At 71.5% G+C, this 14,605-nt stretch carries 10 protein-coding genes; 7 read left to right on the top strand and 3 right to left on the bottom strand.

What is annotated here, in order from left to right:
• Positions 1 to 133 precede the first annotated feature (133 nt).
• From ACGF0J_RS11920 to ACGF0J_RS11905, 4 genes are all read left to right on the top strand, one after another.
• A complete protein-coding gene (locus ACGF0J_RS11920) occupies positions 134 to 859 on the top strand; it encodes a glycosyltransferase family 2 protein (RefSeq protein WP_393144697.1) in 726 nt (241 codons plus the stop codon).
• 50 nt (positions 860 to 909) lie between these two features.
• Entirely contained in the window at positions 910 to 1,881 is a 972-nt protein-coding gene (locus ACGF0J_RS11915) for a ketopantoate reductase family protein (RefSeq protein ID WP_393144695.1), read from the top strand.
• A 159-nt stretch (positions 1,882 to 2,040) separates the two neighbouring features.
• A complete protein-coding gene (locus ACGF0J_RS11910) occupies positions 2,041 to 2,517 on the top strand; it encodes a hypothetical protein (RefSeq protein WP_393144693.1) in 477 nt (158 codons plus the stop codon).
• A 144-nt stretch (positions 2,518 to 2,661) separates the two neighbouring features.
• Positions 2,662 to 4,563, top strand: coding sequence for a nitrate- and nitrite sensing domain-containing protein (locus ACGF0J_RS11905; protein WP_393144691.1), 1,902 nt, complete (start codon positions 2,662 to 2,664; stop codon positions 4,561 to 4,563).
• Between the two features lie 15 nt (positions 4,564 to 4,578).
• Here the strand turns inward: ACGF0J_RS11905 and ACGF0J_RS11900 are convergent, their stop codons facing one another.
• Both ACGF0J_RS11900 and ACGF0J_RS11895 read right to left on the bottom strand, forming a co-directional pair.
• Positions 4,579 to 5,319: an MBL fold metallo-hydrolase gene (locus ACGF0J_RS11900; protein WP_393144689.1), complete on the bottom strand. Its 741-nt coding sequence runs from the start codon at positions 5,317 to 5,319 to the stop codon at positions 4,579 to 4,581.
• Positions 5,320 to 5,332: 13 nt separating this feature from the next.
• A complete protein-coding gene (locus ACGF0J_RS11895) occupies positions 5,333 to 5,476 on the bottom strand; it encodes a hypothetical protein (RefSeq protein ID WP_393144687.1) in 144 nt (47 codons plus the stop codon).
• A gap of 298 nt (positions 5,477 to 5,774) precedes the next feature.
• Here ACGF0J_RS11895 and ACGF0J_RS11890 point away from each other — a divergent pair, with 298 nt between their 5' ends.
• Together ACGF0J_RS11890 and ACGF0J_RS11885 are read left to right on the top strand one after the other, a co-directional pair.
• On the top strand, positions 5,775 to 6,755 hold the full coding sequence (locus tag ACGF0J_RS11890) for a putative RNA methyltransferase (RefSeq protein ID WP_393144685.1): 981 nt from the start codon (positions 5,775 to 5,777) through the stop codon (positions 6,753 to 6,755).
• 159 nt (positions 6,756 to 6,914) lie between these two features.
• Positions 6,915 to 8,675: a prolyl oligopeptidase family serine peptidase gene (locus tag ACGF0J_RS11885; protein WP_393144683.1), complete on the top strand. Its 1,761-nt coding sequence runs from the start codon at positions 6,915 to 6,917 to the stop codon at positions 8,673 to 8,675.
• An 87-nt stretch (positions 8,676 to 8,762) separates the two neighbouring features.
• Here ACGF0J_RS11885 and ACGF0J_RS11880 read toward each other — a convergent pair whose 3' ends face one another.
• Positions 8,763 to 10,307, bottom strand: a complete 1,545-nt coding sequence (locus ACGF0J_RS11880; RefSeq protein WP_393144681.1) for a PP2C family protein-serine/threonine phosphatase — start codon at positions 10,305 to 10,307, stop codon at positions 8,763 to 8,765.
• A gap of 120 nt (positions 10,308 to 10,427) precedes the next feature.
• Between ACGF0J_RS11880 and ACGF0J_RS11875 the strand changes: the two genes are divergently transcribed.
• On the top strand, positions 10,428 to 14,603 hold the full coding sequence (locus ACGF0J_RS11875) for a HAMP domain-containing protein (protein ID WP_393144679.1): 4,176 nt from the start codon (positions 10,428 to 10,430) through the stop codon (positions 14,601 to 14,603).
• Positions 14,604 to 14,605: the final 2 nt, after the last annotated feature.

The raw sequence follows: 14,605 nt of genomic DNA, 5'->3' as shown, positions 1-14,605 counted from the left end.
GCGCCGGGTCAAGGAGTCTTGCTCACGCCCGAAACCTTCGCTGACCAGGTGCTTCGGCCGGCCGGATATAGATCATCGATCTCTGCAAGACGAAGTCAAGTCAGTTGCAGGTGCGGCAGGTCATCTTCTGAGCATGAACATGGAGCCGTTCGCCGCCAGCGTCACTGTCGTCGTCCCCGCGATGAACGAAGCCGACAACCTGCCGCACGTCTTCGCCACGTTGCCCGCGTGGATCGACGAGGTCGTCCTCGTCGACGGCAACTCCACCGATGACACCGTGGCCGTCGCCCGCAGGCTGCGGCCCGACCTCCGGGTCGTCACGCAGACCGGGCGCGGCAAGGGCAACGCGCTGATCGAGGGTTTCGCCGCGGCCCGCGGCGACATCATCGTCATGATCGACGCCGACGGCTCCACCGACGGCCGGGAGATCCACTCCTTCGTCCGAGCCCTGCTGGAGGGCGCCGACTTCGCCAAGGGCTCCCGCTACGCCCCGGGCGGCGGCTCCGACGACATCAGCCGGGTGCGCTCCCTCGGCAACGTGGTCCTGACCGGGCTGACCAACCTGCTCTACGGCACCCGGTACACCGACCTGTGCTACGGCTACAACGCCTTCTGGGCCCGCCACCTCGACGCGATGGCGCTCGACTGCGACGGTTTCGAGATCGAGACGCTGATGAACGTCCGCGCCGCCCAGGCCGGGCTCGCCATCAGCGAGGTGCCCAGCCACGAGCGCACCCGCATCCACGGCGAGAGCAACCTGCACGCGGTGCGCGACGGCTGGCGGGTGCTGAAGACGATCTTCCGCGAGCGCTTCCGCGGAGCCGCCACCCCGCAGACGCAGGTGGCACTCGCCAAGTAGGGCGCCACCCGGCATCGTGCCCGGGCGGCCGTCGGTGACATCCTCAGGTCATGCGCTACATCGTGATCGGGGCCGGAGCGGTCGGCGGCACCATCGGGGCCCGCCTCTTCCAAGGGGGACACGAGGTGCTGCTGATCGCCCGCGGCGCCCACTACGAGGCGTTGCGGGCCGGCGGCCTCCGGCTCGTCACCCCGCACGCCACCGAGACCCTCCCCGTCCCCGTCGCCGACGGCCCCGTCACGCCCGGCGACGACGACGTGCTGATCCTGGCCACCAAGTCGCAGGACACGATCACGGCGCTCGATCCCTGGCCCGGCCACCTGCCCGTCGTGTGCGCGCAGAACGGCGTCGACAACGAACGGACCGCGCTGCGCAGGTTCGCCGAGGTGTACGGCATGTGCGTGTGGCTGCCCGCCCTGCACCTGGAGCCCGGCACGGTAGCCGCCTACGGCCATCCACACTCCGGGATGCTGCACGTCGGCCGCTATCCCCAGGGTGTGGACGACCGTGCCCGGCAGATTGCCGCCGACCTGACCAAGAGCGGGCTCGTCGCACCGGCCGTCCCCGACGTGATGCGGTGGAAGTACGGCAAGCTGCTCGGCAACCTCGGCAACGCGATCGAGGCGCTCTGCGAGCGCGCCCCCGGCTTCGAAACCCTCCACGAGCGGGCCAGGGCCGAGGGCACCGCCGTGCTGGAGGAGGCAGGCATCCCCTACTCGTCCCCGCAGGAGGAGCGCGACGCCCGGGGCCACCAGGTCGACGTCCTGCCGATCGACGGCGTCTCGCGCGGCGGCGGCTCGTCGTGGCAGAGCCTGGCCCGGGGCAGCGGCTCCATCGAGGCTGACTACCTCAACGGCGAGATCGTCCTGCTCGGCCGCGAGTACGGCATCCCCACCCCGGTGAACGAGGTGCTTCAGCGTGAGGCCGGCCGGTTCGCCCGCGAGAAGCTGCCGCCCGGGTCGATGCCGGTGGAGCGGCTGGCCACGCTGATCGACGAGCGGTCCGCGGCGCTGTCCCGCTGAGGCCGAGCGCACCGGCGGTGATCGCGGCGCCGGACAGCGGGCTCGGCCGGCGCGCGGCGCCGGGATGACCTGGAACCCCTACCGGATAGGCGTCGTGGCGGCATACCGGCCCGGAGCGTGGGCAGTGGAGTGACGCACTGACGACAAGGGGTGAGTTGGATGATCTTCTTAGGACTACTGCTGGTCCTGCTCGCCGGCGGAGCCATCGCCTGGGTCGCCGCCGAGGACAGCACCACGTACAACGTGTTCGGCTACCTGTTCACGCCCAACCACGTCGAGATGTTCGCGGCCGGCGCCGTCACGGCGGCGGTGCTGTTCGCCGGCATCGCCCTGATGGTCGCGGGCTCGCGCCACGCGGCCCGGCGACGCCGCCGGCTGCTCAGCGCCAAGGCCGAGGCGTCGCACAAGGTCGCCCGGCTGGAGGACGAGAAGCGCGAGCTGGAGCGCCGCCTCGAACGCGAGCGGGCCGCCGAGCAGCAGGCCCAGCAGCAGGCCGAGGAGCGCCGGCGGACCGCCGCCGAGGAGCGCGCCGAGCGTGAGCGCGCCTCACAGCGGACCACGGCCCCGCACGCCGTCCCCCGGCAGGCCACGGGCGACCGGCTGGTCTCCCGCGGCTCCGAGGACACCAGGCGGTAGCGGCGGCCCCATGCGGCGCAGGCCAGACCGACGCGGAACGATCCGGCGCGAGGGCGGCAGTCCCGGTCCTCGCGCCGGATCATGAAGTCCTGGACCCATGGGGTGTACTCTGCGAGGCGATCTCATCATGCCTCCGGAGGTCGCATGCCCCCCACACGTGGCCGTCCCATCGCGCTCAAGCTGCTGGTCCTGCTGCTCGTGCCGCTCACGTCCCTCGTCGGGCTGTGGGTGTTCGCCGCGAGCCTGACCGCGGGCGACGGCCTGCGCCTCCTCCAGATCAACGAGCTGGTACGCAACCTGTCCAACCCGGCCGAGCAGATGGACGTGCAGCTGCAGAGCGAGCGGCTGATCTCCGTCGAGTTCCTCACCAACGGCCGGGGCCGCGACCGGCTCACCACCCAGCGCGCGCTCACCGACCGGACCGTGGCCACGTTCCGGCAGCTCGCGGCCCAGCAGCGCGACGTGTCACCGCAGATGGCCGCCCAGCTCACCGCCCTGTACGGCAAGCTCGACGAGCTGCCCCGGATCCGCCGCGAGGTCGACGGGCCGAGCCCCGCCCCGCTTGAGGTGATCGACGGCTACAGCCAGATCGTGGACGCGACGTTCCGCATGCGCGACGCCATGGTGCTGGTGCCCGACACGTCCCTCTACCGCAAGGCGCGGGCCGTCACCATGCTCGGCGAGGCCAAGGACTTCCTGTCGCGCGAACGGGCCGTCATCACCGTCGTGCTGGCCAGGGGCCGGGCGACCGAGACCGAGCGTGAGGCGTTCATCGGCATGGTGGCCACCCGGCGGCTGCTCTACACGCAGGCGCTGCCGCACCTCGACGCCGGACTGCGGGCGCCGTACGAGCAGCTGGTCGGCTCGCCCGCCTACCGGGAGTTCCTGACCGTCGAGAACTCCCTGCGCGGCGAGGCGGTCCTCACCGGGCTGCCCGCCGCGGCGGCCACCTGGCCCGTCGACGCGGGCAACCTGTGGGCGGCGGTCGAACGCAACCAGTTCGAGGCGGTGCAGGCCGTCGTGCAGCGGGTGGACCCGGCCGCCGACAACATCCTCACCAAGATCGGCGTGGCGGGGGGCCTGGGCCTGGTCGCGGTGGTCGCCTCGGTGCTGCTGTCGCTGCGTTTCCGCCGCCGCCTGGGCGACGAGCTGGCCGGTCTGCGCGACGCCGCCACCGAACTCGCCGAGATGCGGCTGGCCGGCCTGGTCAGGCGGCTGCGCGCCGGCGGGCAGACTCCCTCGCCCGAAGAGGTGGCGCCGCTGGAGGTCAAGGCCGACACCACGGAGGTGCGCGACATCGTCGCGGCGTTCAACCACGTCCAGGCCACGGCGGTGGAGGCCGCGGTGGACCAGGCCCGGCTGCGCCACGGGGTCAGCCAGGTCTTCGTCAACCTGGCCAGGCGCAACCAGTCGCTGCTGCACCGCCAGCTCCTCCAGCTCGACGCCATGGAGCACAAGACGGAGGAGCCAGAGGTCCTGGAGGACCTGTTCCGGCTCGACCACCTCACGACCCGCATGCGCCGGCACGCCGAGAGCCTGCTCATCCTGTCGGACCAGGCGCCGGGACGAGGCTGGCGCAACCCCGTGCCCGTCCACGACGTGCTGCGCGCCGCCGTCGCGGAGGTCGAGGAGTATCAGCGGGTGGAGGTGCTGCAACCGCCGCCCGTCGCGGTGCTGGGCAGCGCCGTCACCGACGTGGCCCACCTGGTGGCCGAGCTGGTGGAGAACGCCACGCTGTTCTCGCCTCCGGAGACCCGGGTGGACCTGCGGACCACGAGCACCCGCGGCGGGATCATCGTCGAGGTGGAGGACCGCGGGCTCGGGCTGACGCGGGCCGAACTGGACGAGCTGAACGCGCGGCTGGCGGAGGCGCCGGAGTTCGACCTGGCGCGGAGCGACCGGCTCGGACTGTTCGTGGTGAGCAGGCTGGCAGCCCGGCACGGCATCAAGGTCAGGCTCGGGCCGTCGCCGTACGGGGGGCTTACGGCGAGCGTGGCGCTGCCGTCGTCGCTGCTGGCCGGCCGGCCGGCCGTCGCCGGTCGCTGACGCGCGGCCCGGCGGTCAGAGCGGCAGGAACGGTTCGGGGAAGTGGGCGGTGGCGAGGATCGCGCGCTCGGCCCGCAGCCCGGCGAGCACCTCGGCCCGGGTGGCGGCGGCGCGGTCCTGGTCGTCGTCGTAGACGTAGGGGATGGCCGGATCGGTCAGTTGCACCGGGTGGAGCACCAGGTCGCCGGTGATGGCCAGCTCGCCGACCCGGACGATCTGGTGGCCGGGGGTGTGGCCCGCCGTCAGGTGCACGCGCACGCCCGGCGCGACCTCCTGGTCGCCCTCGACCACCTGGAGCCGGTCCTTGATCGGGGTGACCACCCGGTCGAGCACCTCGCCGCGCACGGCGTCGAGGTCGGCCCGCTGCAGCACGTAGCGGGCGTTGCCGAACCTCGGCCCGCCGTCGGCGACCGCGCCGCCGGCGTGGTCACTGTGCAGGTGGGTGAGGATGACGACGTCCACGTCGTCGGGCGTGACACCGGCGGCGGCCAGCTCATCCTCCAGCGCGCCGGGCACCGGCGCCCAACTGGACGCCGGCGAGTCGGTGGCGCCGATGCCCGTGTCCACGAGCGTGACGCGGCCCGCCGGGTCACGGATGAGGTAGCAGTGGAAGTGCAGGATCCACGGCTCCTCGGCGAGCGCGGCTCCGGGGAACGTCTCGGCCATCGGGCGGCGGATCGCATGGCCCAGGGGGCCGACGGCGTCACAGAGGGGTGTCACCTCGGCGCCGGCGACGGTGCGTGGCGGGTGCGGCATCCGCCCAGCGTAGTCAGGCGGCGACGGGCGTGCGCGGCACGTACTCGTTCTCGAGGTCGGCGGCGTAGACGGCGCGACGGCAGTGGGAGCACCGGTACATGATCGGGCCCTCGTCGAGCTCGTGGTGGCAGCGCGGGCAGCGGGTGCTGGTGTTCATGGGAGTCCCCCTCGTGTACGTGCTTCCATGGAAGCCTCATCGCATTGCAGGAGCCCTGCATCACGCTTGACACGATGTCGCGACGTCGATGGGCGTTCCATGCCGTCGTCCGCACCCGGCGCGGGTGGTTCGACGGCCCCGGAGAAGAACATTGTTACGGCTGCGCAGGTCACTCCGCGCGTACGGCGCGCAGAACAGCCCTCGAATAGTCCAGGAGGGCTAGGCGGCCCATGGCACGCCCGGTGTGGTGGGCCTCCTCCGGTCACGGGCGCGGCCGTGGGCGGCGGAGAATGGGGGGATGCTCGCCGACATCGTCGAATACCTCGCCTGTCCCGTCTGCCACGAGCCGGTGGAACTCGGGGAAGGGGCCGTGCGGTGCGCTCGCGGCCACGTTTTCGACGTCGCCAGGCAGGGATATGTGAGCCTGCTCGTCGGGTCGCGCGCCCCGGGGACGGCCGACAGCGCGGAAATGGTCGCGGCCCGTGCCGGATTCTTGGCTGCCGGGCATTTCGCCCCGCTCAGTGCGGCCCTGTCCGAAAGCGTGGCGGCCCTCGTTCGCGGGGCGAACGAGATTCGTACGGAAAGCTTCGCCGAGCCGCCGGACGGCGGGGCGGCGAAGGCGTACGGTGGTCCCCGTCCATGTCACGGCACGGCGCCGGCGGGGCAGGTCGCCTCGGCCGCGTCACGGCCGGTCGTCGTGGACGCCGGGGCGGGCACCGGGCACTACCTGGCGGCGGTCCTCGACGTGGTGGACCGCGGCGTGGGCGTGGCGTTCGACGTCTCGAAGCACGCCGTGCGCCGGGCGGCCCGGGCGCATCCGCGAGCGGGCGCGTTCGTGGCCGACGTGTGGCGGCCGCTGCCGCTGCGCAGCGGGGTGGCCGACGTGGTGATGGACGTGTTCGCGCCGAGGAACGGTCCCGAGTTCCGGCGGGTGCTGCGGCCGGGAGGTGCGGTGGTGGTGGTCACTCCGGCGCCTGCGCATCTGAGCCCGTTGGTGCGGGAGCTGGGCCTGCTCTCGGTGGACGAGGCCAAGGATCGGCGGGTGGCGCGGAGCATGGAGGGGTTCGCCGAAACGGAACGCCGAACCATCGAATTCGACATGCAACTGTCGCGGCAGGACATCGCCGAGGTGGTCAGGATGGGGCCGAGTGCGTGGCACACTGAGGCAGCCGAACTTCAGGCACGAATCTCCGCATTTATGGGGCGGAGAGCGGAAAACCACGAAAAAGTAGCAACACAGGCTGCATTTCAGCTGTCCGTCTTCGAGACGACACCATGATCAAGGGCCGTCGCTTGACCGGCGAGTGGGGCTGGTGTTACTGATGAGGCGTTTAGTACGGAATTCCCCCACATACGTTGAGTATTTCCGCCACTCGATCGCAGGACTGCACGGCAACATGCGGCGGGAGGCGGGGAGGCGAGGGAGGGGGCGCGCCGGATGAAGGCCGAGGAACGCTGGCAGGCCAGGTTCCGCGCATCGCGCACGACGCTACCGGTCTGGGCGCGCCGGGCTCCGCACCGCTCGATCTACCGTTCCAACGCCACGGGCACCTGGGAGGTCTACGCCTGGGACCGTGCCACCGCCCACACCCGGCAGGTCACCGACCGGCCCCGAGGCACCGCGCATGCCGCCGTCGACCCCACCGGCCAGTGGGTCTACTGGTTCGCCGACACCGAGGGCGACGAGTTCGGCGTGTGGTGGCGGCAGCCGTTCACCGGCGGCCCCGACGAGCCGGTCGCCCCCGACCTGCCGCCCGGCCAGCCGGGCGGCATCGCGCTGGCCGCCACCGGCGTGGCAGCCATCAGCCTCGCCGCCGACGGCGCCTTCCGGACCCACCTCGTCCACCCCGGCGAGCCGTCCCGGCTGCTCCACGAGCACGCCGAAGCCGCCTGGGTGGCCGACATGTCACTCGACGGCCAGCTCATCGCCATCAACCACGGCGAGTACGGCGACTTCCGGCATCCCGCCCTGCGCGTGCTGCGTCCGTCCGGCCAGACCGTCGGCGAGCTGTACGACGGCGAGGGCAAAGGCGTGCTCGGGCTCAGGTTCGCCCCCGTGACCGGCGACCGGCGGCTGCTCGCCCTGCACGAACGCCGCCAACGCCAGGAACCGCTGGTGTGGGACCCCGTGACCGGCGAGCAGCGCGAGATCTGGCTGCGCGACTCCGGCGACCTCGCGGCCGAGTGGTACGACGACGGCCGCGGCCTGCTCATCGTGCGCGACACCCGCGCCCGCAGCCACCTGCACCGCTACGACCTCGCGGGCGGCGGGCTCACCCTCATCGACACCCCGCACGGCGTGATCGACGACGCCGCGCCACGGCCCGGCGGCCACGTCGAGTACTCCTGGTCCAGCGCCTCCCGGCCGCCCGTCATCCGGTCGAGCAACGGCCAGGTGGTGCTGAACGCGAGCGGCCCGCCGGCGCCGCCGAGCGTGCCCGCCGAGGACCTCGACGTGCCCGGCCCCGGCGGCCGCGTCCACGCGCTGGTCTCCCGGCCCGAGCACGGCGCACCTCCCCACCCCACCGTCTTCATGCTGCACGGCGGCCCGACGACGCACGACCGCGACGCCTTCTCGCCGGAGGTGGCCGCCTGGGTCGACTCCGGGTTCGCGGTGGTGCGGGTCAACTACCGGGGCTCGACCGGGTACGGCTCGGCCTGGCGCGACGCGCTGCACGGCGAGGTCGGCCACATCGAGTTGTCGGACGTCGCCGCCGTGCGCGACGCGGTGGTCCAGCGCGGCATCGCCGACCCGGCCAGGATCGTGCTGTCGGGCACCGCCTGGGGCGGCTACCTCACCCTGCTCGGGCTCGGCACCCAGCCGGGGCTCTGGGCGGCCGGCATCGCCGCCGTGCCCATCGCCTGCCACCAGACCTCGTACGAGGACGAGGCGGAGAGCCTGCGCGCCTACCATCGGGCGCTGCTCGGCGGCTCGCCCGACGAGCAGCCCGAGCGCTACGCCGCCAGCTCCCCCATCACCTACGTGGACCGGGTGGAGAGCCCGGTGCTGATCCTCGCGGGCGAGAACGACACTCGCTGCCCGCTGCGCCAGATCGAGAAGTACGTGGCCAAGCTGGCCGAGCACGGACGGGACCACCAGGTCCACACCTACGACGCCGCACGCGGGACGCTGGTGGTGGCCGAGCGGATCGCGCAGATGAGCCTGCAACTGGAGTTCGCCCGCAAACACGTCGGCTGACCCGGCCGCCGGCGGGCGGCCGTGCTACCCGCGGCCGTGCTACCCGCGGCCGTGCTACCCGCGGCCGTGCTACCCGCGGCCGTGCTCTCAGCGGGCGCGCAGCACGACGATGGCCATGTCGTCGGCGCTCGGCTCGACGGCGAAGTCGGCGACGCCGCGCCGGATGCGTTCGGCCACCGCGCGCGCCGACAGGCCCGCGCACTCGCCCAGCAGCCTGGCCAGGCCGCCCCCGTCATCGAGCAGGCGGTCGCCGTTGCGGCGCTCCGTCACGCCGTCGGTGACCGCCAGGAGCACGTCGCCGTGGTCGAGGTGCACGGTGTCGGCCTCGAACACCACCTCGGGGAACACGCCGAGCAGCGACTGCGGGGTGGTCACCGACTGGACCTCGCCGCCCGCCTTCAGCAGCAGCGCCTCGGGATGGCCGGCGGACACCATGCGGATCTCCAGCCCGGTCTCCACCGGCGTGATGTCGCCGTGCAGCAGCGTCAGGAACCTGGCGCGCTCGCCCTCCTCCAGGATCGCCTGGTTGAGCCGGCCGAGGACGGCGGCCACGCCGTAGCCCTCACGGGCGAGCAGCCGCAGGGTGTGGCGGGCCAGGCCCGTCACGGCCGCGGCCTCCGGGCCGGTGCCGCACACGTCGCCGATCGCGAACCGCCAGGAGTCGTCACCGGCCTTGAACAGGTCGTAGAAGTCGCCGCCGACCTCGTTGGCCTCGCCGGCGGGCTCGTAGACGACGCCGTAGTCGAGCCCGGGCACCTCGGGCTCGTTCGGCGGCAGGAGGCTGCGCTGCAGCGCGCGGTTGGCGGCGGCCTGCTGCGCGTAGAGGCGGGCGTTGTCCATGGCCAGCGCGGCACGCCGGCCGATGTCGTCGGCGAACTGGATGACCTCGTCGGGGAAGCGGTCGGCCCGGCCCAGGCACATCATGCCGAGGGCACGGCCGCGCGCGGTCAGCGGCACCGCGAGGACCTGGTGGTCGCCGGCGGTGATGGCGGAGGTGCCCTGCCCCCCGGCCGCGTTCACGTCCATCTCGGCGAGCTCCTGGCGCAGCCCGTCGATGCGGGCCTCGTCGGCGTGCCACAGGTAGGCCAGGCGCAGCGGCCCGGAGCCGCCGTCGGAGGTGTAGACGGCGCACCAGCCGCACAGCCGCGGCACCACGATCTGGGCGATGATGGCGGGCACCATGTCGGGGTTGAGGGTGCCGGCCAGCAGATCGCTCGCGTCGGCGAGGAATCCCAGCCAGTGGGGGCCTCGGGAGGTGTCGGCGAGCCATTCGGATGCGACATTGTCCGCTGAGCCGGGTAGCGTGAGTCGTGCCCAATGGACCCGGGAGTCACCGGCGAAGGTGATGCCCCACTCCTCGACCGCGACAGAGGGAGCCTTCGGATCGCCCTGGGGAATGTTCCGCTGCCTCAGCTCGACCTGCACGGCATCGCCGAAATGTTTCCACACGACCTCGAACGGCTCGTCGACCACCTGCTCGGTCAGGTCGCCGGCCACCTGCTCGGCGACGTGCGACACGCCGCCCACAGCCCACGCGGTCATCACCTCGCGGGTGAACCTCATGGCGGCCGGCACGCCGGACTCGCCGGGCGCGAACGTGGCCGCGAGCACGGCATGGGGAGAAGCAGTCATCCCACCGTGCCTACCACAATTCACGTTGACGTGGGGTAAATCCAAGGGCAGGACTGTGAGCTACCGAACGTGACAGACTTGAACCACTCGCCGCTGCGCGCCAGGAGTGAAGGAGGCCCTATGCCCACGGTCAAGACCGCCCCTGGACCTGATGAGAAGATCTACAGCGAGGCTGATCTGGCCCCGATCCTGGAGACTCTTTTCTCCTGGCGTGACGGCGACTTCCGGCGACGCGTGCCCCATGCCCCACCCGGTGCCCTGAGCGAGGTGCAGCTCCTGCTCAACGAGGTGGCCGACCGCCGCGAGCACTTGGCCAACGAGCTGACGCGGGTGCGCAAGGAGGTCGTCAAGGAGGGCCGGTTCGGCGAGCGGCTGACGCCGGGGCCCGGCGTCGGCGCCTGGGCGGAGAGCGTCGAGTCGGTCAACATGCTGATCGACTCCCTGGTGAGCCCCGTGAGCGGCGCCGCCGACGTGATCGACGCCGTGGCCAAGGGCGACCTGTCGCGGCGCATCGACCTCGACCGGTCCGCCCGCGGTGAGGTGCGCCGCCTGGGCAAGGCCATCAACGGCATGGTGGAGCAGCTCGCGCTGTTCAACTCCGAGGTGACCAGGGTGGCCCGCGAGGCGGGCACCGAGGGCCGGCTGGGCGGCAGCGCCAACCTGCGCGGCATGTCGGGGAGCTGGCGCGACCTCACCGAGGCCGTCAACACGATGTCGTCGCGGGTGGCGGCGCAGGTGCGCGACATCGCCGTGGTGACGACCGCCGTGGCCAAGGGTGACCTGAGCCGCAAGGTGACGGTCGACGCCGTGGGCGAGATGTTCGAGCTGAAGAACACCGTCAACACGATGGTGGACCAGCTCTCGGCGTTCGCCGAGGAGGTCACCCGCGTGGCCCGCGAGGTCGGCACCGAGGGCCAGCTCGGCGGCCAGGCCCAGGTGACGGGCGTGTCCGGGGTCTGGAAGGACCTCACCGACAACGTCAACTTCATGGCCAACAATCTCACCAGCCAGGTGCGCAGCATCGCGACCGTGGCGACGGCGGTGGCGCAGGGCAACCTGTCCAAGAAGATCACCGTGGATGCGCAGGGCGAGATCCTGCAGCTCAAGGACACCCTCAACACGATGGTGGACCAGCTCTCCTCGTTCGCCGACGAGGTGACCCGGGTGGCCCGCGAGGTCGGCACCGAGGGCAAGCTGGGCGGCCGGGCCGAGGTGAAGGGCGTGTCGGGCGTCTGGAAGGACCTCACCGACAACGTCAACTCGATGGCCAACAACCTCACCTACCAGGTGCGCAACATCGCCCAGGTGACCACGGCGGTGGCCAACGGCGACCTCACCCGCAAGATCGACGTCGATGCCCAGGGCGAGATCCTGGAGCTGAAGTCGACGATGAACACGATGGTCGACCAGCTCTCGTCGTTCGCCTCCGAGGTGACCCGGGTGGCCCGCGAGGTCGGCACCGAGGGGCAGCTCGGCGGCCAGGCCCAGGTGCGGGGCGTGTCGGGCGTCTGGAAGGACCTCACCGACAACGTCAACTCGATGGCCAACAACCTCACCTCCCAGGTGCGGCAGATCGCCGCAGTGTCCTCGGCGGTGGCGCAGGGCAACCTGTCCAAGAAGATCACCGTGGATGCGCAGGGCGAGATCCTGCAGCTCAAGGACACCCTCAACACGATGGTGGACCAGCTCTCCTCGTTCGCCGACGAGGTGACCCGGGTGGCCCGCGAGGTCGGCACGCAGGGGCAGCTCGGCGGCCAGGCCCGGGTGCAGGGCGTGTCGGGCGTCTGGAAGGACCTCACCGACAACGTCAACTTCATGGCCAACAACCTCACCTACCAGGTGCGCAACATCGCCGAGGTGACCACGGCGGTGGCCAACGGCGACCTCACCCGCAAGATCGACGTAGACGCCCAGGGCGAGATCCTCGCGCTCAAGACGACCATCAACCGGATGGTCGACCAGCTCTCGTCGTTCGCCTCCGAGGTGACCCGGGTGGCCCGCGAGGTCGGCTCGGAAGGCCGGCTGGGCGGGCAGGCCCGGGTCGAGGGCGTCGAGGGCACCTGGAAGCGGCTCACCGAGAGCGTGAACGAGCTGGCCGGCAACCTCACCACCCAGGTGCGCGCCATCGCGACCGTGACCAGCGCCGTGGCGCGGGGCGACCTGACCCGCTCGATCGCCGTCGAGGCGCAGGGCGAGCTGGCCGAGCTCAAGGACAACATCAACTCCATGGTGGCCAACCTGCGTGAGACCACGCAGGCCAACCAGGAGCAGGACTGGCTGAAGTCCAACCTCGCCCGCATCTCGCGGCTCATGCAGGGGCACCGCGACCTGCTGGAGGTGGCCAAGCTGACGATGAGCGAGCTGACGCCGCTGGTGTCGGCCCGCTACGGCGCCTTCTACAGCGTCGATCCCGAGGGCGACCACGAGCTGCTGCTGATCGGCGGCTACGGCGTGCGGCCCGACCGGGGGCCGCGCCAGCGCTTCGCGATCGGCGAGGGCATCGTCGGCCAGGCGGCGGCGGAGGGCCGGCACATCGTGCTCGACGACGTGCCGCCCGGCTACATCACCATCGACAGCGGGCTCAGCTCCTCGACGCCCGCGCAGATCGTGGTGCTGCCGATCCTGTTCGAGAACCGGGTGCTGGGCGTGCTGGAGCTGGCCTCGTTCACCCGGTTCGGGGAGGTGCACCTCGACTTCCTGACGCAGCTCGTCGAGACCATCGGCGTCACGATGAACTCCATCATCGCCAACTCCCGGACCGAGGACCTGCTGACCGAGTCGCAGCGGCTCACCCGCGAGTTGCAGGAGCGCTCCGACGAGTTGCAGCGCCAGCAGGAGGAGCTGCGCAGGTCCAACGCCGAGCTGGAGGACAAGGCGGCGCTGCTGGCCAAGCAGAACCGCGCGATCGAGATCCAGAACTTCCAGATCGAGCAGGCGCGCCGCACGCTGGAGGAGCGCGCCGAACAGCTCGCGGTGTCGTCGCGGTACAAGTCGGAGTTCCTGGCCAACATGTCGCACGAGCTGCGCACGCCGCTCAACAGCCTGCTCGTGCTGGCCAAGCTGCTGACCGAGAACGCCGAGGGCAACCTGACCTCGCAGCAGGTGGAGTTCGCCCGGACGATCCACGGCGCGGGCTCGGCGCTGCTCCAGCTCATCAACGACATGCTCGACCTGTCCAAGGTGGAGGCCGGTCGGATGGACATCCACCCGATCCAGGTCTCGCTGCCCAAGATGGTCGACCTGCTGGAGGCCGCTTTCGCGCCGCTGGCCGCGGACAAGGGGCTGGAGTTCACCGTGGAGGTCGCTGACGACGTGCCGCGGGAGCTGCGCGCCGACGAGCAGCGCCTGCAGCAGGTGCTGCGCAACCTGCTGTCCAACGCGGTGAAGTTCACCCCGAAGGGCGATGTCAGGCTGCGGGTCGCGCAGGCGCCGGCGGGGGTGGTCTACGACGACGACTCGCTGCGCGACGCGGCCGACCTGCTGGCGTTCCAGGTCATCGACACCGGCATCGGCATCGCGCCCGACAAGCGCGAGCTGATCTTCGAGGCGTTCCGGCAGGCCGACGGCACCACGAGCCGCAAGTACGGCGGCACGGGCCTGGGTCTGGCCATCTGCCGCGACATCGCCCGGCTGCTGGGCGGCGAGATCCACGTGGAGAGCGAGCTGGGCAAGGGCAGCACGTTCACCCTCTACCTGCCCGCCTCCTACACCGGTCCGCTGGCGGCGCCCGAGGAGGGCACCGCCACCCGCAGGCAGCTCATGACCTCGCAGGTGGAGGAGCCGGTTGCGCCGGAGCCGCCGATGCCGCCCATGCCGCTCGACCTGCCGATGCCCGAGCTGACCGAGTCGCCGGGCGAGGTGGCCCAGTGGCAGGGTGACGACCCGCTCAACGACGCCAAGATCCTCATCGTCGACGACGACATCCGCAACGTGTTCGCGCTGACCAGCGTGCTCGAACGGCACGGCGCGACGGTCGTCTACGCCGAGAACGGGCGCGAGGGGATCGAGCAGTTGGAGCGCAACGAGGACGTGGCGCTGGTGCTGATGGACATCATGATGCCGGAGATGGACGGATGGGCGACGACCTCGGCCATCCGGCGCATGCCGCAGTTCGCCGATCTGCCGATCATCGCGTTGACCGCTAAGGTCATGCGGGGAGATCGTGAGAAGAGCATCGCCTCGGGCGCGTCCGACTACGTGCCCAAGCCGGTCGACGTGGACCGGCTGCTCGAACGACTGCGTGGTTGGCTCAGCCGTGGTCGGGTGTCCACCACGGACTCAGCCGAAGGATCGTGATC

The organism is Nonomuraea sp. NPDC047897, assembly GCF_043204415.1.
Classification (GTDB): Bacteria; Actinomycetota; Actinomycetes; order Streptosporangiales; family Streptosporangiaceae; genus Nonomuraea.
This window is presented reverse-complemented; position numbering and strand designations above follow the sequence as displayed.